Annotated in this window: 19 protein-coding genes, 1 tRNA gene and 1 riboswitch; of the genes, 9 read left to right on the top strand and 11 right to left on the bottom strand. The window is 65.8% G+C overall.

All coding sequences use genetic code 11. The features are described 5' to 3' along the window. Positions 1 to 157: 157 nt before the first annotated feature. On the bottom strand, positions 158 to 2,218 hold the full coding sequence (gene glyS / locus HNH97_RS03495; protein WP_171789869.1) for a glycine--tRNA ligase subunit beta: 2,061 nt from the start codon (positions 2,216 to 2,218) through the stop codon (positions 158 to 160). Between the two features lie 7 nt (positions 2,219 to 2,225). Then, the gene (locus HNH97_RS03490) at positions 2,226 to 3,113 is read right to left on the bottom strand and encodes a glycine--tRNA ligase subunit alpha (RefSeq protein WP_110912297.1); all 888 of its coding nucleotides are present in this window, start codon (positions 3,111 to 3,113) and stop codon (positions 2,226 to 2,228) included. Positions 3,114 to 3,325: 212 nt separating this feature from the next. Here HNH97_RS03490 and HNH97_RS03485 point away from each other — a divergent pair, with 212 nt between their 5' ends. Both HNH97_RS03485 and alkB read left to right on the top strand, forming a co-directional pair. Beyond that, positions 3,326 to 4,117 carry a DUF2076 domain-containing protein gene (locus HNH97_RS03485; protein ID WP_110912298.1) on the top strand — a complete coding sequence of 264 codons (792 nt, stop codon included), beginning with the start codon at positions 3,326 to 3,328 and terminating at the stop codon, positions 4,115 to 4,117. Between the two features lie 223 nt (positions 4,118 to 4,340). Then, complete coding sequence (gene alkB / locus HNH97_RS03480; RefSeq protein WP_171789868.1) at positions 4,341 to 5,003, top strand: DNA oxidative demethylase AlkB; 663 nt, start codon at positions 4,341 to 4,343, stop codon at positions 5,001 to 5,003. Between the two features lie 47 nt (positions 5,004 to 5,050). Here alkB and eda read toward each other — a convergent pair whose 3' ends face one another. Together eda and edd are read right to left on the bottom strand one after the other, a co-directional pair. Beyond that, entirely contained in the window at positions 5,051 to 5,665 is a 615-nt protein-coding gene (eda, locus tag HNH97_RS03475; protein WP_171789867.1) for a bifunctional 4-hydroxy-2-oxoglutarate aldolase/2-dehydro-3-deoxy-phosphogluconate aldolase, read from the bottom strand. Between the two features lie 60 nt (positions 5,666 to 5,725). Continuing rightward, the gene (edd, locus tag HNH97_RS03470; RefSeq protein ID WP_171789866.1) at positions 5,726 to 7,567 is read right to left on the bottom strand and encodes a phosphogluconate dehydratase; all 1,842 of its coding nucleotides are present in this window, start codon (positions 7,565 to 7,567) and stop codon (positions 5,726 to 5,728) included. A 440-nt stretch (positions 7,568 to 8,007) separates the two neighbouring features. On the opposite strand from edd, the gene HNH97_RS03465 reads away from it, so the two are divergent. Further along, on the top strand, positions 8,008 to 8,514 hold the full coding sequence (locus HNH97_RS03465) for a cupin domain-containing protein (RefSeq protein ID WP_233045321.1): 507 nt from the start codon (positions 8,008 to 8,010) through the stop codon (positions 8,512 to 8,514). A 109-nt stretch (positions 8,515 to 8,623) separates the two neighbouring features. Here HNH97_RS03465 and HNH97_RS03460 read toward each other — a convergent pair. The 6 genes from HNH97_RS03460 to ssb all read right to left on the bottom strand — a co-directional run bounded on the left by HNH97_RS03460 (position 8,624) and on the right by ssb (position 14,441). After that, positions 8,624 to 8,699 (bottom strand) — tRNA-Lys (locus HNH97_RS03460). 313 nt (positions 8,700 to 9,012) lie between these two features. Beyond that, on the bottom strand, positions 9,013 to 9,501 hold the full coding sequence (locus HNH97_RS03455) for a peptidylprolyl isomerase (RefSeq protein WP_110094542.1): 489 nt from the start codon (positions 9,499 to 9,501) through the stop codon (positions 9,013 to 9,015). A 76-nt stretch (positions 9,502 to 9,577) separates the two neighbouring features. Continuing rightward, on the bottom strand, positions 9,578 to 10,090 hold the full coding sequence (coaD, locus tag HNH97_RS03450) for a pantetheine-phosphate adenylyltransferase (protein ID WP_171789865.1): 513 nt from the start codon (positions 10,088 to 10,090) through the stop codon (positions 9,578 to 9,580). Then, positions 10,083 to 12,890 carry a DNA gyrase subunit A gene (gene gyrA / locus HNH97_RS03445; protein ID WP_407716836.1) on the bottom strand — a complete coding sequence of 936 codons (2,808 nt, stop codon included), beginning with the start codon at positions 12,888 to 12,890 and terminating at the stop codon, positions 10,083 to 10,085. Before gyrA ends, coaD begins: the two co-directional genes overlap by 8 nt. A 292-nt stretch (positions 12,891 to 13,182) precedes the next feature. Further along, complete coding sequence (locus HNH97_RS03440) at positions 13,183 to 13,752, bottom strand: RNA 2'-phosphotransferase (protein ID WP_171789863.1); 570 nt, start codon at positions 13,750 to 13,752, stop codon at positions 13,183 to 13,185. A 149-nt stretch (positions 13,753 to 13,901) separates the two neighbouring features. After that, positions 13,902 to 14,441: a single-stranded DNA-binding protein gene (gene ssb, locus HNH97_RS03435; protein ID WP_110912304.1), complete on the bottom strand. Its 540-nt coding sequence runs from the start codon at positions 14,439 to 14,441 to the stop codon at positions 13,902 to 13,904. Positions 14,442 to 14,762: 321 nt separating this feature from the next. Here ssb and uvrA point away from each other — a divergent pair, with 321 nt between their 5' ends. The 3 genes from uvrA (at position 14,763) to speE (ending at position 19,487) form a co-directional block, all read left to right on the top strand. Next, a complete protein-coding gene (uvrA, locus tag HNH97_RS03430) occupies positions 14,763 to 17,828 on the top strand; it encodes an excinuclease ABC subunit UvrA (RefSeq protein ID WP_171789862.1) in 3,066 nt (1,021 codons plus the stop codon). Between the two features lie 172 nt (positions 17,829 to 18,000). Then, positions 18,001 to 18,465: an adenosylmethionine decarboxylase gene (speD, locus tag HNH97_RS03425; protein WP_110094539.1), complete on the top strand. Its 465-nt coding sequence runs from the start codon at positions 18,001 to 18,003 to the stop codon at positions 18,463 to 18,465. A gap of 146 nt (positions 18,466 to 18,611) precedes the next feature. Beyond that, complete coding sequence (gene speE / locus HNH97_RS03420; protein WP_171789914.1) at positions 18,612 to 19,487, top strand: polyamine aminopropyltransferase; 876 nt, start codon at positions 18,612 to 18,614, stop codon at positions 19,485 to 19,487. 162 nt (positions 19,488 to 19,649) lie between these two features. Here speE and HNH97_RS03415 read toward each other — a convergent pair whose 3' ends face one another. Then, positions 19,650 to 19,958, bottom strand: a complete 309-nt coding sequence (locus HNH97_RS03415) for a putative quinol monooxygenase (protein ID WP_171789861.1) — start codon at positions 19,956 to 19,958, stop codon at positions 19,650 to 19,652. 127 nt (positions 19,959 to 20,085) lie between these two features. Further along, positions 20,086 to 20,173, top strand: a riboswitch (glycine riboswitch). Between the two features lie 116 nt (positions 20,174 to 20,289). On the opposite strand from HNH97_RS03415, the gene HNH97_RS03410 reads away from it, so the two are divergent. Genes HNH97_RS03410 through gcvH form a run of 3 tightly spaced genes read left to right on the top strand, consistent with a single transcriptional unit; the run spans position 20,290 to position 22,028 of the window. Continuing rightward, on the top strand, positions 20,290 to 20,475 hold the full coding sequence (locus HNH97_RS03410) for a hypothetical protein (protein WP_110912305.1): 186 nt from the start codon (positions 20,290 to 20,292) through the stop codon (positions 20,473 to 20,475). Next, a complete protein-coding gene (gene gcvT, locus HNH97_RS03405) occupies positions 20,472 to 21,605 on the top strand; it encodes a glycine cleavage system aminomethyltransferase GcvT (RefSeq protein WP_171789860.1) in 1,134 nt (377 codons plus the stop codon). Before HNH97_RS03410 ends, gcvT begins: the two co-directional genes overlap by 4 nt. Before the next feature lie 57 nt (positions 21,606 to 21,662). Continuing rightward, positions 21,663 to 22,028, top strand: a complete 366-nt coding sequence (gene gcvH / locus HNH97_RS03400) for a glycine cleavage system protein GcvH (protein ID WP_171789859.1) — start codon at positions 21,663 to 21,665, stop codon at positions 22,026 to 22,028. The last annotated feature ends 38 nt before the right edge of the window (positions 22,029 to 22,066 follow it).

The raw sequence follows: 22,066 nt of genomic DNA, 5'->3' as shown, positions 1-22,066 counted from the left end.
CCGGGCTCTGCCCGGACCCGGCAGGGAGCGCGGCTCCCTGCACCCTGATCTGTTTACCAAAATCATGGTTTCCAAAGGGTAATACCCTTTGGTGGGGTTTCAGGGGCAACGCCCCTGGGAAAGCCGCCCCCGCGCACGCAGCCACGGGGGCGGGGGATCAGCCTTCGATCTGGCTGAAATCCGCGATCAGCACGGTCATGCGGCGCAGTTCCGACAGCAGGCGCAGGCGGTTGCGACGTATGGCGGCGTCTTCGGCGTTCACGGTGACGTCCTCGAAAAACCGGTCCAGCACGGGGCGCAGGTGGGCGACATCGCGCATGGCGTCGGCGAAGCGTTCCTCGCTGATGGCGCTTTCCACGGCGGGGATCGTGCGGGCCAGCGCATCGGCAAGGGCGCGTTCCTCGTCCTGCGCATACAGGGCGGGGTCGGGGGCACCTTCGTGGGGGCCGTCCTTGCGGTCCTCGATACGCAGGATGTTGGCCGCGCGCCGGGTCGCCGCCAGCAGGTTGCGCCCATCCTCCGTCGCCAGCATTTCCGCCAGCGCGTCACTGCGCGCCAGCAGGCGGGTGATGTCGGTGTCGGTATTGCCCACCGACACGGCGGCCAGGATGTCGTGGCGCGCGCCCTCGTTACGCAACTGCACGCGCAGGCGTTCGGCCACGAACTGCGGCAGCAGGTCGAGGTCCGGGGCCAGCCGCAGGTTTTCAGGCAGGCCATGGGCCGCCATGACGAAAAGTTCCGCAAGGTCGAGGCGCAGGTGGTTTTCGCGGATGATGCGGATCAGGCCAAGGGCCGCGCGGCGCAGGGCGTACGGATCGCCCGACCCGCCCGGCTTTTCCCCCGCCGCGAAGAACGCGACAAGGCTGTCGATCTTGTCCGCCAGCGCCACGGCGATGGAGACGGGGGCATGGGGCACGCCGTCATGCTGCCCGCGCGGCATGTAATGTTCGCCAATCGCGTCGGCGACCACGCTGTCCTCCCCATCATGGCGGGCGTAATAGGCCCCCATCGTGCCCTGCAGTTCGGGGAATTCACCCACCATGCCGGTCGTCAGGTCCGCCTTGCACAGCAGGGCGGCGCGTTCGGCCTGCTTCGGGTCCGCGCCCACCATCGGCGCGATCAGCCCGGCAAGGCGCACGATGCGCCGCACCCGTTCCCCCTGGCTGCCGAGGGCGGCGTGGAAGACGATGCGGTCGAGTTGCGCCACGCGGCTTTCGAGCGTGTGGGTGCGATCAAGGTCCCAGAAATGCCGGGCATCGGCAAAGCGCGCGCGCAGCACGCGTTCGTTGCCCGCGATCGTCAGCGCGCCGCCATCCGACGGTTCCATGTTCGCGACGAAGGCAAAGCGCGGGGCGGCGGAGCCATCGGCGTTGCGCAGCGCGAAATAACGCTGGTTGACGCGCATCGACACCTGCATCACCTCCGGCGGCAGGGTCATGAATTCGTCGTCAATCTGCCCCAGGAACGGCACCGGCCATTCCGTCAGGCCCGCGACCTCGTCAATCAGGGCGGGGTCGGATACGACGCTCAGCCCCTCTTCGGCGGCAAGGCGGGCGACACCTTCGGCAATTCTGGTGCGGCGGGCATCGGCGCAGGGTTCGACCTGGCGCGCGCGCAGTCCCGAAAGCCAGTCCTGCGTGCCGGTCACGGCAAACGCGCCTGGCGCGGTAAAGCGGTGGCCTTCGGTCAGGTTGGCGGCAACAAGCCCGTGGCCGTTATCCTCGCCCTCGGCCAGGGAGAACGGCACGACCTGCCCGTCAAGCAGGCAGACGATCCGGCGCAGCGGGCGCACCCATGTGAAGCTGCTGCCCACGCCCCAGCGCATCGACTTGGGCCACGGGAAGCGGCGCAGCAGGGCGGGCACGGTGGCCGCGATGTGGGTTGCGGCCTGCACGGCGGGAACCTCGCGCCGCAGGATCCAGAACCCGTTTTCCAGCACCAGCGCGTCGCGTTCGACCCCATGCTTGCGCATGAAACCGGCCAGCGCCTTGTCCGGCGCGTTTTCGCGCGGGCCGCGTTCGTTGACGGTGCTGCCCGGCACGGTCGCATCGACCTGTAGCGAGATGGCGATGCGGCGTGGCCCGGCAAAGGTACGGGCCTCACGCGGGTTGAGCGGGGACAGCGCCTCCGTCAGCAGGCGCTGCAGGTCTTCCGCCGCGCGCTGCTGCATGCGGGCGGGGATTTCCTCGGAAAAGAGTTCAAGCAGGAGTTCGGGCATGATCGTGTTATCCTTCGCCCGCCAGCCATGCTTCGCAGCATCGCTTTGCAAGCGTGCGCACGCGGCCGATATAGGAGGCGCGTTCGCTGACGCTGATGACGCCGCGCGCATCAAGAAGGTTGAACAGGTGGCTGGCCTTCAGGCACTGGTCATAGGCAGGCTGCGCCAGGCCAAGTTCGGCAAGGGCCGTGGATTCGCGTTCCGCGTCGATGAAATGGCGGTGCAGCATCTCCACGTCCGCGGCCTCGAAATTATGGCGCGAATAATCGCGTTCGGCGCGCAGGAACACATCGCCATAGGTCAGGCCGTGGCCGTTGAAGTCGAGGTCATAGACGTTCTCGATCCCCTGCACGTACATTGCAAGGCGTTCGAGGCCGTAGGTCAGTTCCGTGGACGGCATGACGGTGGGGATGCCGCCGACCTGCTGGAAATAGGTGAACTGCGTCACCTCCATCCCGTCGCACCAGACCTCCCAGCCCAGTCCCCATGCCCCGATGGTCGGGTTTTCCCAGTCATCCTCCACAAAGCGGATGTCATGTTCCATCGGGTCGATCCCGATGGCGCGATAACTGTCAAGCAGCAGCTTCTGGCTGTCTTCGGGCGTGGGCTTGAGCAGGACCTGATACTGGTAATAATGCTGGAGCCGGTTGGGGTTTTCCCCGTAACGCCCGTCCGACGGGCGGCGGCAGGGCTGCACATACGCCGCCTTCCACGGGCGCGGGCCCAGCGCGCGCAGCGTGGTATGCGGCGACAGGGTGCCAGCGCCGACTTCGGTATCATAGGGCTGGAGGATGGCGCAGCCCTGTTCGGACCAGAACTGGTGCAGTTTCAGGATAAGCCCCTGGAACGACAGGGGGCGCGTACGGGATGATCGGGGCACGGGGGCCGGGTCCATGAACAGGATGCTCCGTTGAACGGGGACGGGTCTGCGCCATCTGGCGCAATTGCTGCGAACAGCATACCGTTATGTCGCCCCGACCGAAAGGCGGGGCGTGCCGTGTGGCTGTCCGTTGCCTGCATGGCGTGGGGTCTTGCGCATTGGCGCACCGCGCGCCACATGATTGGTGGCTGGGTCAGTTTCCTTGTGTGGAGCAGGATGGAATTACGATGAATACTCAGGAACGCGATCTGATCGCACAGTTCTTCGCCCGTGTTGGCGGCGCGAGCACGGGCAGCGTGCCGCAGACGGCATCCTCGCTGCCGCCGATCGACCCCCAGGCCGACCAGTATATCGGGGAGATGTTCCAGAAATACCCCGAGGCACGCTACCGCATCACGCAGATGGCCGTGGTGCAGGAAGCCGCCCTGGCGGAGGCGCAGAACCGCATCCGCCAGTTGCAGTGGGAACTGCAGCAGGCGCAGCAGCAGGTTGCCGCGGCACAGGCGCAGCAGGCACAGCCGCAGGCCGCGCCGCAGCCCGCACGTTCGGGCGGGTTCTTCAGCGGCATGTTCGGTGGTGGCGCGGCGCAGTCCGCACCCCGCCCCGCCGCCCCGCCGCCGGGCTGGGGTGCGGGTGCCGCACCGTCCGCCCCGCCGCAGCCTGTCTATCCGCCGGGGATGCAGCCGGGCATGTTCCCGCAGCGCGGTTCGGGCTTCCTCGGGTCCGCCCTGACGACGGCGGCCGGTGTTGCCGGTGGCATGATGATGGGCAACGCCCTGACGGGCCTGTTCAGCGGCCATCACGACATGGGTGGAGGCTTCGGCGCGGGCATGCCTGCGGGTGGGGGCGAGACCATCATCAACAACAACTATGGCGATTCCGGCGCGGGTGCCGGTGCCGACCCGTTCGCGGGCAGCGGCACGACCGCCGACCAGGGCTTTGACGCTGGTGGTGACGCGGGTGGCGGCGGCTTTGACGATGGCGGCGGGTTCGACGCGGGCGACGACAACAGCTTCTGAGTGTCCGTCCGTTCCGTCGTGACACTTGAAAGGCCATCCCTCGGGGTGGCCTTTTTTATGACAGCGCCTGAAGGTAGGGCATTGATAAATCACAAGAGTTTTTGGGTGTCGCCTTTTTTCAAAAAGGTGACGTCTTTCGAAGATTTTTTGCAAAAAAGCTTCACCAAAAAACTTTTGAAAGATCACAGCCCCCAGACGCACATATCAACAGGCGAGGCGGTCCATGACGCAGGGCATGCTGTTCAATACGGAGGAGCCGCCGGGCCGCAGGGATGCCCCCGCGCAGGCGCTGGCCCCCGGTGCGTGGCTGTTCCCCGGCCTTGTCCATGCGCGCGCCCCTGCGCTGCTGTCGGCCATCGGAGAGGTCGTGCGCCGTGCCCCGCTGCGGCACATGACGACGCCGGGTGGCGGCCGCATGTCGGTGGGGATGAGTGGCTGTGGCGCGCGTGTATGGGTCAGTGACGCGGCGGGATACCGGTATGAAACGCACGATCCCCGCACGGGACGGCCATGGCCGACCATGCCCGCGCTGTTGCGCGACATCGCGGGCGAATGTGCGCAAAAGGCGGGATATGACGGGTTTGTGCCGGATTCGGGCCTGATCAACCGTTATGGGCCGGGGGACCGGATGGGGCTGCATCAGGATCGGGATGAACGGTGTGATGCGCCCATCGTTTCCATCTCGCTGGGCGTGTCGGCGGTCTTCCTGTGGGGTGGTGTGACGCGATCGGACCCCGTGCGGCGCATCGTGGTGCGCAATGGCGATGTGGTGGTGTGGGGCGGCCCGTCGCGTCTGGCGTGGCACGGGATCGCACCCGTGCCACAGGCGCAGCATCCGCTGTGCGGGGATGTGCGCTACAACCTGACATTCCGCCGGACCGCATGACGGTGGGGGCCGTGTCCCCGCCCGTCATGTAATCGGCAGGTGTGGGATCAGGCCGACAGTGCCGCCGCCGCGCGGGCGCGTGCCGTGATGTCGGCAGGGTCCGGTATGCCCGACGGCACCAGCCACGACCCGCCCACGCACAGGACGGACGGCAGCGCCAGCCAGTTCGCCGCCGTGTCCTGGCGGATGCCGCCGGTGGGGCAGAAACGCACCTGCCCGAACGGGGCCGACAGCGCCTTGAGCGCCGCGATCCCGCCCGAGGCCTCGGCAGGGAAGAATTTGAAGCGCGTCAGGCCAAGGTCAAGCCCGCGCATGATGTCGCCCGCATTGGCGATGCCCGGCAGCAGCGGCACATCCGCGTCCCGCGCCGCATGGGCCAGCGGCTTGGTCAGGCCGGGGCTGACGATGAAACGCGCGCCCGCACGCACGCTGGCGTCCAGGTCGGCCCTGTTCAGCACCGTGCCCGCGCCGACGACCGCGCCCTCGACCTTCGCCATTTCCGCTATGACGTCGAGGGCGCTTTCGGTGCGCAGCGTGACCTCCAGCGTGCGCAGGCCCCCCGCGACAAGGGCTTCGGCCACGGGACGGGCGTGGGCGGGGTCATGGATGACAAGCACCGGAATGACCGGTGACAGCGTCATGATGTCTTCGATGGTAGCCACGATGGGTTTTCCTTGGTTCTGGTCCGTGCGGAGATGGGGCAGGGAGCGTGTGCCCGGTTTTTACGACAGCCCCTCGGCTTCGGCCATATGGTCCATCCCGGCAAGGATGGCCGACGCCCCGCGTTCGGGGCTGTCCACCCCGCCGCGCATCAGCGCGAACAGTTCGCGCCCCGTGCCAAAGGCGGCCCTTGGCCCTGTCGCGGGCTGGCGCTGTTCCCATTCCGCCGCGTCAACCAGCGCCTCGATGCGCCCCGACTGCGCGCAGACCCGCACGATGTCCCCGTCACGCAGGCGCGACAGCGGGCCACCCGCATGGGCTTCGGGGCCGATATGGATGGCGGCGGGCACCTTGCCGCTTGCGCCCGACATGCGGCCATCGGTGACGAGCGCGACCTTGTGCCCGCGGTCCTGCAGGACGCTGAGCGTCGGCGTCAGGCGGTGCAGTTCGGGCATGCCGTTCGCCGCCGGTCCCTGGAAGCGCACGACCACGATCACGTCACGATCAAGCTCCCCCGCCTTGAACGCGTCGATCACGTCCTGCTGGTCCTCGAATATCCGGGCCGGTGCCTCGATCGTCCAGCGTTCGGGGGCGACGGCGCTGGTCTTGTAGATCCCGCGCCCGAGGTTGCCCTGCATCAGGCGCATGCCCCCATCCTTGCGGAACGGGTCGGCGGGCGTGCGCAGGACCGTGTCGTCACGTGACGGCCCGGCTTCTTCCCACACCAGGCGGTCGTCGCGCATGTGCGGGGTGGTGCGGTAGCAGGTGAAGCCGCCCTCGGCCACGGTCAGGATGTCGGGATGCAGCAGCCCCGCATCGAGCAGCGACCCGATCAGGCTGGGCATGCCGCCCACCTGGTGAAAACCGTTCACGTCGGTCGAACCGTTGGGATAGACGCGGGTGAGTTGCGGCACCACGGCGGAGAGGCGGTCCAGATCCTCCCAGTCGATGATGATGCCCGCCGCGCGCGCCATTGCCGGGATGTGGATGGCAAGGTTGGTGGACCCGCCCGTCGCCAGCAGCCCGACGGCGGCGTTGACGATGGCGCGTTCGTCAACACAGTGGCCAAGCGGGCGGTAGTCATTGCCGTTCGGCCCGATCTGCGCCAGCCGGTGGATGGCCGCACGTGTCAGTTCCTGGCGCAGTTTCGTGTTGGGCGGCACGAAGGAGGAACCGGGCAGGTGCAGGCCCATGACCTCCATCAGCATCTGGTTGGTGTTGGCCGTGCCGTAAAAGGTGCAGGTGCCCGGCGCGTGGTAGGACGCGGCCTCTGAATCCATCAGGCGTTCGCGGTCCACCTTCCCTTCGGCGTAAAGCTGGCGGATGCGCTGCTTCTCGCTGTTGGAAATGCCCGAGGGCATCGGCCCCGACGGGATCAGGAGGGCGGGTAGGTGCCCGAAGCGCAGCGCGCCGATCAGCAGGCCGGGCACGATCTTGTCACAGATGCCCAGCATCGCGACGCCCTCGTACATCCCGTGGCTCAGTCCGATCGCCGTGGACATCGCGATCACGTCGCGGCTGAACAGCGACAGCTCCATCCCTGGCTGGCCCTGCGTCACGCCGTCGCACATCGCGGGTGTGGCGCCGGCCACCTGCGCCGTGGCCCCGACTTCACGCGCGAAGACCTTGATCTGGTCCGGATACCGGCCATAGGGCTGGTGCGCGGAAAGCATGTCGTTATAGGATGTGATGATACCGATATTCATCGCGCGCTGTGCGCGGATGCTGTCCTTGTCCTCTCCCGCCGCGGCGAAGGCATGGGCAAGGTTGCCGCAGGCCAGGTGCGGACGTGAAATGCCTGCGTCCTTTTCACGGGCGATCAGGTCGAGATAATGGCCGCGCGAACGCGCAGAACGTGCGATCACGCGATCCGTTACGGCAGACAGGACAGGATTAAGGCTCATCAGTTCTCACAGAATGTCATGTGGCCGCGGGGTTGCCGCTGCAATCCCGATGATGGGTTTTCCGGTGCGTCCGCAGGCGGTGCCGGGATGGGACGCGGTATTTCGGCCGGATGGATGCCGCCAGAAGGAACGGTGGCATATTATACCTGCGGTTACATATGGCATGATATAAACAAAAACAAGACATAAAATTATAATTAAGGTCTCGTTTTGGTATTTTAATTATTGAATCGTAATATACATCGCCGATTGTGCGGATTTCCGCGTTCAGCAGGGACATGGTGGCGATGCAGGTTCACAAATGATCGCGCATGGCCGCGTGCCTTGGTGGCTGTGGCGGGCGCGTGATATTTCGTATCATCGGGAGGTGTCATGACATGATCCTTGGACATGCAATCAGGTGCTGGCGCGCCGGGCGATGGGCCATGGCTGTTGCGGCGATGGTGCTGCCACCGGCCGGGGCGCTGGCCGCCTCCGCGCAGGCGACGCCACAGACGCCACCGCGCCTGACCTATCATCATGTCTGGACCGACGGGCAGGGCGTCAGCCATATCGCGACCTGTCCGCTGACGCAGTTCGTGCTGAAAAGCATGTCGCCCCCCGCAGGCCCGCAATGGCAGGACCGCCAGCCTGACGGGCGCGCGACGGTGCTGATGACCGTGCAGCCTCCGCATTGGGACGGGGACTGGCACGAAGACCCGAAGGTGCAGTGGATCGTCCCCCTGCATGGGCGCTGGTTCGTGCAGGCGATGGATGGCACGCGCGTCGAGATGGGGCCGGGCGATGTGCTGCTGGGCGAGGACCAGAATACCCGTCCGCTGCCATCCGGCCCGATGCAGGGGCGCAAGGGGCATCTTGGCGGGAATGTCGGCGATGGTGCGGTGGACCTGATGGTGGTGCAGATGGATATCGCGCCCACGGTGGACCGGCCCTGCCATTTCCGCTGATTTGAAACGGATAAAAGTTTTGGGTGTCGCCTTTTTTAAAACGCGGCGTTCTTTCGAAGCTTTTTGAAAAAAGCTTCACCAAAAACTTCTGGATTTTCATGAAAGTGTGTGGTGAGCCGGGTGGGATTCGAACCCACGACCATTCGATTAAAAGTCGAATGCTCTACCGACTGAGCTACCGGCTCACGAATGGGGATCTGGCCTGTCGTAACAGGGATCAGGTCATGGAAGACCCGACGTGCCTTGACGTCCCGTAACTGCTCAAGCGGGGGTGTAGGCGGCCTGATGCGGACTGTCAAGAAGAAGATGAAAATATATCTGCGGACTAAATCGCTGATATTAAGGGCAGTTGTTGGCGATTACGCCACGAATTCATGGCGGTGGGCCGCAAATACGCCCTGATGCCGCCCTGCCGCCCCGGTCTTCATGCTGGCCGTATGGTGACGGGGCGGCAGGGGGATGGGGACCGCGCGCGTGCACGGTCCCCAGGCATGTCCTTTACGCCTCGGCGTCGGCGGGACGCATCTTGATGATGCGGTCGGGATCCTGGACCATGCCGCTCTGGCCCGCGCCGCGCTTGACCTTGTCGATATGGTCCATGCCCTCGATCACCTGCCCGACGATCGTGTACTGGCCATCCAGATGGGGGGAGGGCTCGAACATGATGAAGAACTGGCTGTTGGCGCTGTCGGGGTTCATGGTGCGGGCCATGCCGACGGTGCCGCGCTCGAACTTCGCCTTGTTGGTGAATTCGGCCTTCAGGTCCGGCAGCTTGCTGCCTGACGTGCCGGTGCCGGTCGGGTCGCCACCCTGCGCCATGAAACCATGGATGACGCGGTGGAACGGCGTGTTGTCATAGAACCCTTCGGCCGCCAGCGTGCGGATGCGCTCCGCCGCCAGCGGGGCGAGGTCGGGACGCAGGCGGATGACCACGCGCCCGGTCTTGAGGTCCATGTTGATGAGGTCGGCCTTGTTCGTATCTGACATGGCTGTCCGTTTCCTGTTTATCTGTAAGGGTGAAAAAAACCGGCGCGCATCCGTTGCCGGGTCGGGGAAGGCGCCTTCAGCGGTCCTTCAGGCGCGCCAGAACGCACTGGCGGGTGGAGGGTGAGACGAAATCCGTGATGTCACCATCCAGCCGCGCGATCTCCTTGACCAGGCGGGAGGAAATATACTGGTTCCCCTGTCGCGCCATCAGGAAAACGGTCTCGATGTCCGGGGCCAGATGCGTGTTCATAGCTGACATCTGGTTCTCGTAATCGAAATCCGCAACCGCCCGCAGGCCACGAAATATTGCATGTGCCCCATGCGCATGCGCCGCGTTGACCAGCAGGCCCTCGAACCCCACCACCTCGATCACGGTGGCAGGGGGGATGTCGAGGGCCGCGATATCGGTGCGCAGGCACGCGATCCGCTCATCCAGCGACAGCAGGGGCTGCTTGGTCGTGTCCTTCGCCACCCCGATCACCAGGCGGCCGACCAGACGTGCGGCGCGCGTGATGATGTCGAGGTGCCCGTTGGTGACGGGATCGAAGGTGCCGGGGTAAAAGCCGGCGCGCACGGCCGTGTCAGTCATCGCTGGCGTCCGTCCCGGCGGCGGGCGGCGTCGCATCGCCATCCGCCACGTCACCGGTTTCGCCCGCGCCCGTATCGCCCGTATCCGTATCGTCGGTGTCGTCGCCTTCCGATCCGTCATCCATGACCGGGAAGACGCTGGTCACTTCTTCCGTATCGTTCAGGCGGAACAGCGTCACGCCGCTGGCCTGGCGCGACATGATGCGGATCTGGTCCACCGGCAGGCGGATCAGGCGGCCCGCATCGGTGACAAGCATGACATCCGTGCCCGCCAGAACCGGCAGGGTGGCGACCACCGCGTTGCCGCGCCGCGCGGTGGGGAAGGACATGTTGTTGATGCCCTGCCCGCCGCGTCCGCTGACGCGGTAGTCATAGGCGGAGGAGCGGCGGCCGAACCCGGCATTGCTGACGATCAGGAGGATTTCCTCCGCCGCCTCCATTTCCGCCACGCGTTCGGGCGACAGGGCGAGGTCGGTGGCCGTTTCCTCGTCCTCGCTGGTGGCGGCCTCAGGCGTGGTGTCGGTATCCTCGCCATTCTGGGCGGCATTTTCGGCGCGGCGGCGGGCGTTGGCGATCCGCAGGTAGGCGGCGCGTTCCTCCACCGTGGCATCGACATGCCCCAGCACGCACAGGCTGTTGACCTCGTCCCCTTCGGCAAGGCGGATGCCGCGCACGCCCGAACTGCCGCGCCCGGCGAACACGCGCAGCGTGTCGTCCGTGATCTGGAAGCGGATGCAGCGCGCATTGCGGGTGCCAAGGAACACGTCCTGCCCCTCGCGGCAGGTGGCGACACCGATCAGCCTGTCGCCGTCATCAAGCTTCATCGCGATCAGGCCGGAGGAGCGGATGTTGCGGAAATCGCTCAGCCGGTTGCGGCGCACGTTCCCCGACGCCGTGGCAAAGACAAGGTGGAGGTTTTCCCACAGGTCCTCGTCCTGCGGCAGCGGCAGGACGGCGGTGATCGAATCCTCGCCCAGGTCGGGCAGCAGGTTCACCAGCGCACGCCCCTTCGCCGTGGGACTGGCCTCGGGCAGGCGCCAGACCTTTTCGCGGTATGCCTTGCCGCCGGAGGAGAAGAACAGCACCCACTGGTGGGTGTGGGCGTTGAACGAACGGATGATGATGTCATCGCCCCGGCGGCCAGCGGCGGTACGGCCGCGCCCGCCACGGTTCTGCGCGCGGAAGACGTCAAGCGGCGTGCGCTTGATGAAGCCGTCGCGGGTGATGGTGACGACCATCTGTCCCGGTTCGATCAGGCTTTCATCCGTCTGGTCGCCCGCGTAATCGGCGATGTCGGTTGCACGCGGGGTCGCGATTTCGGCGCGCACGGTGGCGAGTTCGTGGCGCATGACCTCCATGCGGCGCGGGCGGCTGGCGATGATTTCCAGCAGTTCGTTGATGCGCGTCGCGACTTCGGAGAGTTCCTGCTGGATCTTGTCGCGCTCCAGCCCCGTCAGGCGCTGCAGGCGCAGTTCAAGGATGCCGCGCGCCTGTGCCTCGGTCAGGTGGACGCGCCCATCCACGACGACATTGCCCTCGTCATGGATCAGCGCGAGCAGCGGCGCGATGTCGCCTGCGTCCCAGGCACGTTCCATCAGGGCAGTGCGCGCGGTGGCGGCGTCGGGCGCGGCGCGGATCAGGGCGATGACCGCATCGATGTTCGCCACCGCGATGACCAGGCCGACCAGCAGGTGCCCGCGGTCGCGCGCCTTGTTCAGGTCAAAGCGCGCGCGGCGCAGGATCACTTCCTCGCGGAAGCGGATGAAGGCCTGCAGCACGTCCTTCAGGCCCATCAGGCGCGGCTGCCCGCCATCAAGGGCCAGCATGTTGACCCCGAAGGAGGTCTGCAACTGCGTGAAGCGATAAAGCTGGTTCAGCACCACCTCGGGCGTGGCGTCGCGCTTGATCTCGATGACGATGCGCATGCCCGAACGGTCGCTTTCGTCGCGGATGTCGGAAATGCCCTCCACCTGCTTGGTGCGGACCAGGTCGGCGATGCGTTCCTGCAGGGTGGCCTTGTTCACCTGATAGGGGATTTCGGTGACGATGATGGCCTTGCGGTCGCGGCGGATGTCCTCGACCTCCGCACGCGCGCGGATGATGACCGACCCGCGTCCCGTCTCGAACGCGCTGCGGATGCCCGCACGGCCCAGGATCGTCCCGCCGGTGGGGAAGTCGGGGCCGGGGACGTACTGCAGCAGGTCGTCGAGCGTCATGTCCGGGCGTTCGATCATCGCAAGGGTCGCGTCGATGATCTCGCCCGGGTTGTGCGGCGGGATGTTGGTGGCCATGCCGACCGCGATGCCCGACGCGCCATTGACCAGCAGGTTGGGGAAGGCGGCGGGCAGGATCTGGGGTTCCTGCTCGCTCTCGTCATAGTTGGGCTGGAAATCGACGGTGTCGCGGTCGATGTCGTCAAGCAGGAAGGAGGCGGCCCGCGCCAGCCTTGCCTCGGTATAGCGCATGGCGGCGGGGGAATCGCCATCGACCGACCCGAAATTGCCCTGCCCGTCGATCAGCTTGACCCGCATCGACCATGACTGCGCCATGCGCACCATGGCGTCATAGATGGAGGAGTCGCCATGCGGATGGTACTTACCCATGACGTCACCGACCGCGCGGGCCGACTTGCGGTACGGCTTGTCATGGGTGAAGCCGCTTTCGCGCATGGAATACAGGATGCGGCGATGCACCGGTTTCAGTCCGTCGCGCACATCAGGCAGCGCGCGGCTGACGATGACGGACATTGCATAGGCCAGGTAGGAGGAGCGCATCTCCTCCTCAATGGTCACCGGCAGCATGTCGGAGGGCGGAGTCTGTTCGGGAATTTCGGTCAAGGCAGTTCCGTCATGGCTGGTTTTCGCACGCATTCAGGGGGAAGCGGGCGGGGGCGGGCATCAGGACTCGCATCGCGCGTGGCGTGCGGGTTTGTTGCCCTCTCAATAGCAGAATTGCGCCCACGCGCGAAGCGTGTCGCGCATGGGAACGTACGGGCGGGTGCGCGGGCGTGCAAGTCCGGCCCCGTGGCGTGGTGCGGATACGCCTGTTTCCGTCACGGAAAGGACGCAGCGGCAGACCCGCGGGACGGCCATGTCAGGCGAAGGAGAGATAGCGTGGCGGCACGTGCCCGCTCAGCCATACGCCGTTATCCGCCCGCCAGAATATCAGGCCATCATCCTGCATCCGCCACGCCGCGACCCGCAGGACCACGGCCCGGCCATGGCGCGTCCCGACCTTCATGGCCGTGGCCTCGTCGGTGGAGAGGTGGACGTGCCGACGGCGCCCGGGCACCAGTCCGTCGCGAAAGATCGAATCCAGGCTGGCGCGCGCGGTGCCATGCCACAGGGTCGCGGGCGGGATGGCAGGGGTAAGTGCGAGGTCCACGGCAACGGAATGGCCCTGTGCCGCGCGGATGCGCGCGCCATCGGGCGACAGGGTGAAACGCTGCTTGTCATTGTCACGCACCACGCGGCGCAGCGTCGGCAGGTCGAACGTCCTGCCATGCCTGCGGGCCTGGCGGATCAGGGTGGTGGTGTCCACCCATCCCTGCGGGTCGAGCCTGATGTCGATCCGGCCGGGGTCATGGCGCAGGACAAGGCTGAGGAATCTGCCGATTTCCCTGTCGGTCAGGGGGCGTTGCGTGCGGGGGCCGTGTGTATCCATGTCGTCCAACCATCACCTGGCACCATGGCGGCATCATGCCGGGGCGATGCCTGCCATTGGACCCCGCCCACGGACGCCGCCCGTGGAAAAGGACGCATTTCCTGCGCCCTTCGCCGGTCACATGCCTTCAGACGGCGTCGGCGCCGTGCTCAGAACGGGATTTCATCGTCAAGGTCGCTGCCACCCGACGGCGCATCCCATCCGCCACCGCCGCCTGCGGGCGGGGCGGAGCGAGGCTGCTGTGCCGGGCGGGAGGAACCGCCGCCGCCACCACCGCCGCCATAGCCACCACCATTGCCGCCGCCGTAACCACCGCCCTCGCCACCTTCGCCGCCGCGGTTGCTGTCGAGCAGGACGAGTTCACCGCGGAAGCGGTCGATCACCACCTCGGTGGTGTAGCGCTCCATCCCTGACTGGTCCGTCCACTTGCGGGTCTGCAATGTCCCTTCGAGATAGACCTTGCGCCCCTTGCGCAGGAAGCGTTCGGCCACGTCGCCGATGCGTTCGTTGAAGATGACCACGCGGTGCCATTCCGTGCGCTCGCGCCGTTCGCCAGAGGCGCGGTCGTTCCATGATTCGCTGGTCGCGACCGTCAGGGAGACGATCTTTGCACCGCTCTGGCTGTTGCGGATCTCGGGGTCCTTGCCCAGATTACCAATAAGGATGACCTTGTTGACGCTACCCGCCATTTGATGTCCTGCTTGCTGTTCGGGTTCGCGGGCGGCCTGCCTGCGTCCCGGTGTCAGGGGCAGGGGCCGGTCCGTCGGGAACCGCCATGTCCGCCATGGTGCGGACCGGCCGGTCGTGAGGCCGCATATCCTAGACCATAATGGGGGCGCACGGCAAAGCCCTGCCCGGGGTTTTTTGGTGCGGATTCCCATCGGAAAAGCAGCCGGGAAAAAACAGGTCGCCTTGCCATGGCCCCTTGCCCTCCGGCCGGGATGGGGACAGAACAACATGGCAACATCACATTCGGTCCCCACGTGGCGTCAGTGGGGCAGGAGGATAACATGGACGATTCTTCTCCCGCACGGGCGGGGGCCGGTGTGCAGCAGGTGACCGGCCCCGCGATTCGCGTGCGGGGCGCGCGTGCGCATAACCTCAAGGACATCGACGTCGATATCCCGCGCGACGCGCTGACGGTCATGACGGGCCTGTCGGGGTCGGGCAAGTCGTCGCTGGCGTTCGACACCATCTATGCCGAGGGACAGCGCCGCTATGTCGAGAGCCTGTCGGCCTATGCGCGGCAGTTCCTTGAACTGATGGGCAAGCCGGACGTGGATTCGATCGAGGGACTGTCGCCCGCCATCTCCATCGAGCAGAAGACCACGTCGAAGAACCCGCGTTCCACCGTGGGCACCGTGACCGAGATCTATGACTACATGCGCCTTTTGTGGGCGCGTGCGGGTGTTCCCTATTCGCCCGAGACCGGCCTGCCGATCGAGGCGCAGACCATCAGCCAGATGGTTGATCGCGTGATGGCCATGCCAGACGGCACGCGCCTGATGCTGCTGGCCCCGGTCATCCGCGACCGCAAGGGCGAATGTCGCAAGGAACTCGCCGACCTGCAGCGCAAGGGCTTCACCCGGGTGAAGGTGGACGGCACGCTGTATGAAATCGCCGACGTGCCGGACCTGAACCGCCGCCTGCGCCATACGGTGGAGGCGGTGGTGGACCGCATCGTCGTGCGCGAGGGGCTGGAATCCCGCCTTGCCGACAGTTTCGAGACCGCGCTGTCGCTGTCCGACGGCCTTGTCTATGCCGAGGAAGTGCCGCGCGGGAAGGACGGGGCCGACGACACGCCTGCCGAACGCACGGTCTTCTCCTCCCGCTTCGCCTGTCCCGTCAGCGGCTTCACGCTGGAGGAGATCGAGCCACGGCTGTTCTCCTTCAACGCGCCGCAGGGGGCATGTCCCGCCTGTGACGGCATCGGGCAGGAGACGTTCTTCGACCCGCATCTCGTGGTGCCGGACGAAGGGCTGTCGCTTGCCGGTGGGGCGATCGCGCCGTGGCGCAACAGCCAGAGTCCGTATTACCAGCAGACGCTGGCGGGTGTGGCCGCGCATTACGGGGTCAGCATGGACACGCCGTGGCGCGACCTGCCCGAAGGCGTGCGCGATGTCATCCTTGATGGCGGACATGACCCCATCGCCTTCACCTACAGCGACGACCGCCGCAGCTATACCCTGACCAAGCCGTTCGAGGGGGTCATCACCAACCTGCGCCGCCGCATGGCGGAAACCGACAGCGTCTGGGTGCGTGAGGAACTGTCGCGCTACCAGTCCGAAAAGCCGTGCCATGTCTGCCATGGCGCGCGCCTGCGGCCGGAGGCGCTTTCGGTGAAGGTGGCGGGCCTGAACATTGCGCAGGCGTCGGACATGCCCATCCGCCGTGCGCTGGAATGGTTCGCCACCGTGGAGGCGACGCTGAACCCGCAGCGCGCGGAAATCGCGCGGCGGATCCTGCGTGAAATCCTTGACCGGCTGCGCTTCCTTGATGACGTGGGGCTGGATTACCTGACGCTGTCGCGCGGGTCGGCCACCCTGTCGGGGGGGGAGAGCCAGCGCATCCGGCTTGCCAGCCAGATCGGGTCGGGCCTGACGGGGGTGCTCTATGTGCTCGACGAACCCTCCATCGGGCTGCACCAGCGCGACAATGAACGCCTGCTCGGCACGCTGGAACGGCTCAAGCGGCTGGGCAACACGCTGATCGTCGTCGAACATGACGAGGACGCGATCCGCGCCGCCGACTGGCTGATCGACATGGGGCCGGGGGCTGGCGTCAATGGCGGGCATGTTGTTGCGTGCGGCACGCCGCTGCAGGTCGCGCAGAATCCCGACAGCCTGACGGGCGCGTACCTGTCGGGGCGCAAACGTATCGAGGTCCCGGCCCGGCGCCGTCCGGTTGATCCGGCGCGTGAACTCGTGCTGCGCGGGGCAAGTGGCAACAACCTCAAGGACGTGACCGCGCGCTTCCCGCTGGGCACGTTCACCTGCGTGACCGGGGTGTCGGGCGGCGGCAAGTCCACGCTGGTGATCGACACGCTGTATAAGGCCCTGTCGCGCCGCCTGATGGGATCGGGGCAGAACCCGGCCCCGTACCGGGAGATCGACGGGATCGAGCAGCTCGACAAGATCATCGACATCGACCAGTCGCCCATCGGGCGCACCCCGCGCTCCAACCCCGCGACCTATACCGACCTGTTCACCCCGATTCGGGACTGGTTCTCCGAACTGCCCGAAAGCAAGGCACGTGGCTACAAGGCAGGGCGCTTCTCCTTCAACGTGAAGGGCGGGCGGTGCGAGGCGTGCCAGGGCGATGGCGTGCTGAAGATCGAGATGCACTTCCTGCCCGACGTGTTCGTCACCTGCGACACCTGCAAGGGCGCGCGCTACAACCGCGAGACGCTGGAGGTGAAGTTCCGGGGCAAGTCGATTGCCGACGTGCTGGCGATGTCGGTGGACGAGGCGCTGCCCTTCTTCTCCGCCGTGCCGCGCATCCGCGACCGGCTTGCGATCCTGCAGAAGGTGGGGCTGGGCTATGTCGCGCTGGGGCAGCAGGCGACCACCCTTTCAGGCGGCGAGGCGCAGCGCGTGAAGCTGTCGAAGGAACTGGCCCGGCGCGCCACGGGGCGGACGCTCTACATCCTCGACGAGCCGACGACCGGGCTGCATACCGAGGACGTGCGCAAGCTGCTCGAGGTGCTGCACGCGCTGGTGGCGCAGGGCAACACGGTGGTGGTGATCGAGCATAACCTGGAGGTCATCAAGACCGCCGACTGGGTGATCGACATGGGGCCGGAGGGTGGTGACGGCGGTGGCCGCATCGTGGCCGAGGGCACGCCGGAGGAGGTCGCGGCCAATCCCGAAAGCCATACCGGCCGATTCCTTCGCCCGCTCCTGGCGCAGCGTCCGCTGGTTGCGGTCCCGCACACCGACGCGGCGAAGCCCGCGAAGAAGGCTCCTGCCCGCAGGGGGGACAAAAAACCGCCCGCCGCGCCGAAATCGCGCGCCGCCGCGACCAGGGCCGCGCCAAAGGCGAAAAAAGGCGGAAAAAAGCCGATGAAGGGCAAATAAAAACCGGCAGGGCGGGGCGAAGTTGCGGGCGTGATGGGGAAATACGAAAAATATTGTCCCCATCATGCGGAAAATGCTTGCGTCCTGCCCGTCAGAAGCCCTATCAGCGGCGCTCTTGGCCCAAGGGGGCAATGTCTGCCCAACAGGCTGTCTACTGGTTTGGGGGTACGTGATGAACGCACTTGCTCAACTGGGGATGGTCTCGGAACTCCCGAGCGATAACCAGATCTCTTCAGCGCCGTTTTCGTCCGACGACGACCGGAAAGATTATTTCGTCGAAAAAGACGGGATGAAGTTTGCGGGAACGCATCTTCTTGTCGATCTTTGGGATGCGCACAATCTTGACGATCCGGACAAGATCGACCGCACCCTGTGCGAAGCCGCAGTGACGGCCGGGGCGACAATCCTGCACAGCCACTTCCACCATTTCACGCCCAATGGCGGCGTGTCCGGCGTGGTCGTGCTGGCGGAAAGCCACATTTCCATCCATACGTGGCCGGAACGCAATTTTGCCGCCGTGGACATCTTCATGTGCGGCGCATGTGACCCGCACCTGGCGATCCCGGTCATGCAGCGCCTGTTTCAGGCCGGCCGGATCGAGGTGGACGAACAGCGTCGCGGTCGCGTCGCGCTGTAACGTGCCGGCATGGGGTGCGTCACGTGCCCCATGTCCCGGTTTTCGGCGTCCCGCCCGCACCCGATTACCTCCCGTACGGGAAAGAATGACAGGCCGGACCAGATGTCCGGCCCGTTTTCGCATGGATATTTTCAAGGAGTACCATGATGTCCGATGTCTGGATCAGCGAAACCCTTTATGGCGGCTGGCGCCAGCAGCTTCGCGTCAACAGGATGCTGGCCCAGACCAAAAGCGCGTTCCAGGACATCGCGGTATTCGAGAACGAGGATTATGGCCGCGTCCTGATGCTCGACGGGGTGGTGCAGATTACCGAGCGTGACGAGTTCGTGTATCAGGAAATGCTGACGCATGTGCCGCTGCTGGCGCATGGGGCGGCGCGCAATGTCCTGATCATCGGGGCGGGTGATGGCGGCGTGCTGCGCCGCGTGCTGCAGCACAGCACGGTCGAACGCGCGGTCATGGTCGAAATCGACGGCGAAGTCATTTCCCTGTCCAAGAAGTTCCTGCCCGACATCGCGGGCGATGCGTGGAACGACCCGCGTGCCGAAGTGATCGTGGGCGATGGCATCGAATATGTCACCAATGCACCCGATGGCGCCTTTGACGTGATCATCGTCGACAGCACCGATCCGATCGGTGTGGGGGAAGTGCTGTTTACCGATTCGTTCTATCGCCACTGTGCGCGTGTCCTGACCGATAACGGCCTGATCGTGAACCAGTGCGGCGTGCCCTTCATGCAGGCTGATGAACTGCGTGACACCAGCATGCGCCGGGCACAGTTCTTCCGTCATGTCTCGGCCTATGTCGCGGCGGTCCCGACCTATGTCGGCGGGTTCATGACGCTGGGTATCGCGGCCAAGGGCGAGGCGCCGGGCAGGCAGGATGTCGCAACCATCCGCGAGCGCGCGCGCAAGGCGGGAATCGGGGCATGCCAGTACTGGACGCCCGAAATGCAGGTCGCGTCCTTCGTCCTGCCGCCCTATATCGCGCGCAACCTGCCGGGCTACACCCCCGAAGCCTGACCTGTCGTGGGCGGGGAAAGTCATTCCCCGCCCCACAGCCCTGAAATGATAAAAGTTTTTGGTGAAGCTTTTTTCAAAAAGCTTCAAAGGACGTCGCCTTTTTCAATCAAAAGGCGACACCCAGAAGCTTTCATGACTTTTCAGGGTTTATTCCGTAACGGATCATGCCGCCGCGTTGCGCGTCGTCTTGCGCACGCTCACGGTGCGCACCTTCAGCGTGTTGACCGCATCGCTGAACGCCTTGAAATGCGGCGTCGCCTGGTGCGCCTCGAACGCGGCCGGGCTGTCATAGACTTCGTGCAGGATCACGGTGTCGGGTTCATCCGACGTGGTCAGCACGTCAAAGCACGAACATCCCGCCTCGTCCGCAACCGAACGGATGCTGTCCTCAAGGCATGCCTCGAGGAAGGGCTTGCGCGTGGCGGCCGTGGTTTCGAATTCCGCAATGATGATCAGGCGGGTGTCGGTCATGTCTGGCATCCTTTGTGACAGCGCGAATGGATGCCCCGCCCCGGTGCGTGCAGGCGCGGGCGCATGGACGCGGGACATCGGGTGTTTTCATGGATTGACTTGTGTTCGCGTGTCATGTCAAGCAGTCGGATATCGACACGGGAGAGACCGGCCATGCCGGCGCCGAAGGAGCAACCGCCCCGGAAACTCTCAGGCAAAAGGACCGGTCGGTGATAACTTCTGGAAAGAGGCGCGCGGTCTTCCGTGGCGCCCGCCGACGGGATAGCGATCTCAGGCACAGGTGACAGAAGGGGCAGGTGATATCCATGACGGAGTCGCGGGAGCCCTTTTCATGTCCATGCTTTCGGCACAGATCGTAACGATTTCGCAATTTCTGGCATCCCCCCGCACATGTTCCCCCCGCGCGTGTCCCGACGCCGCGATCTTCCTCCTGCATGCGCTGCTGGCGTCGCGGGATGCGGGCCGTGGCGCGCGCGTCGTGGGGACATATCGCAATGACGAGGTAGTCTTCGCATGACCGAGGGTCTTCTGCGCACGCCGCTGCACGCGCTGCATCTTGAACTGGGGGGACGCATGGTGCCCTTCGCCGGGTATGAAATGCCGGTCCAGTATGCCGCCGGTGTCATGGCCGAACACCTGCATACCCGCACGGCGGGCAGCATCTTTGACGTCTCGCACATGGGGCAGGTGCGCGTGCGCCCGCGTTCGGGCGTGATGGCGGATGCGGCGCTGGCGCTGGAACGCCTTGTCCCCGCCGACATCGTCGCCCTGCGTCCCGGCCGGCAGCGTTATGCGCTGCTGATGCGCGAGGATGGCGGCATCAGCGATGACCTGATGATCGCCAACATGGGGACGTGGTTCCTGCTGGTGGTCAACGCCGCGTGCAAGGAAGCGGATTTCGCGCTGATCGAGGCCGGGATTTCCGATGTGTGCGAGGTGGAGTTCCTGTCGGACCGTGCGCTGATCGCGGCCCAGGGGCCTGCGGCGGTTGCGGCGATGGCCGAACTGGCCCCCGCGACGACGGAGATGCGCTTCATGGATGTGATCGAAACCGAGGTCGCGGGTGTATCCTGCATCGTCTCGCGCTCCGGCTATACTGGCGAGGACGGGTTCGAGATCGGCATGTCCGCAGCCCAGGCCGAAAAGGTCGCCCGCGCGCTGCTGGCCTGCACGGACATGGCGGCGGCGGGCCTTGGCGCGCGTGACAGCCTGCGTCTGGAGGCCGGGCTGTGCCTGTATGGTTCGGACATCGACACCACGACCTCGCCGGTCGAGGGCGCGCTGGAATGGTCGATCCAGAAAAGCCGCCGTCCCGGTGGCGCGCGTGCCGGTGGCTATCCCGGTGCCGATATCGTGGCGAAGCAGCTTGCCGAAGGGCCTGCGCGCCGCCGCGTCGGCCTGAAAGGGGAGGGGCGCGCCCCGATCCGTGGTGGCGCGCCGCTGTTCAGCGATGCCGAGGGCACGCACCGCGTCGGGCATGTGACGTCCGGCGCGTTTGGCCCCAGCGTCCCCGGCCCGGTTTCGATGGGTTATGTCGATGCGGCGTCGGCCGCCGTCGGCACGCCGCTGTTCGCGGGCGTGCGCGGGCGCTTCCTGCCGGTCCATGTCGTCGCACTGCCGTTCGTGGCGCCGACCTTCCGGCGCTAGGGCAAGGTTTTCACACGGTTTTTCCAACATCCACCATCATCAGGAAATGAGCGGATCATGAGCACCTATTACACCAAGGAACATGAGTGGCTGCGCATCGAGGGCGACGAGGTTGTCGTCGGCATCACGCAGCATGCGGCCGATGAGCTTGGCGAACTCGTGTTCGTCGAAGGCAAGGACGCAGGCACCGAGGTTGCGCAGGGCGACAGCGTCGCGGTCGTGGAATCGGTGAAGGCCGCGTCCGACATCTATGCCCCCGTTGGCGGCACGGTCACCGCGTTCAACGATGCGCTGTCGGAGGACCCCTCGCTGATCAACCGCGCGCCGGAAGCCGATGGCTGGATCGTGCGCATGAAGATGGCCGACAGGGCGCAGCTTGACGACCTGCTCGACGCTGCCGCCTACGCCGCGCTGCTGGCCTGATATCCCTCCTGCTGCCTGTGACCTGACGGAGTTCCCGA

The organism is Gluconacetobacter entanii (genome assembly GCF_013155425.1).
Lineage (GTDB): Bacteria > Pseudomonadota > Alphaproteobacteria > Acetobacterales > Acetobacteraceae > Novacetimonas > Novacetimonas entanii.
Note: the sequence above shows the minus strand (reverse complement) of the source record. Positions and strands in the feature narration are given on the sequence as shown.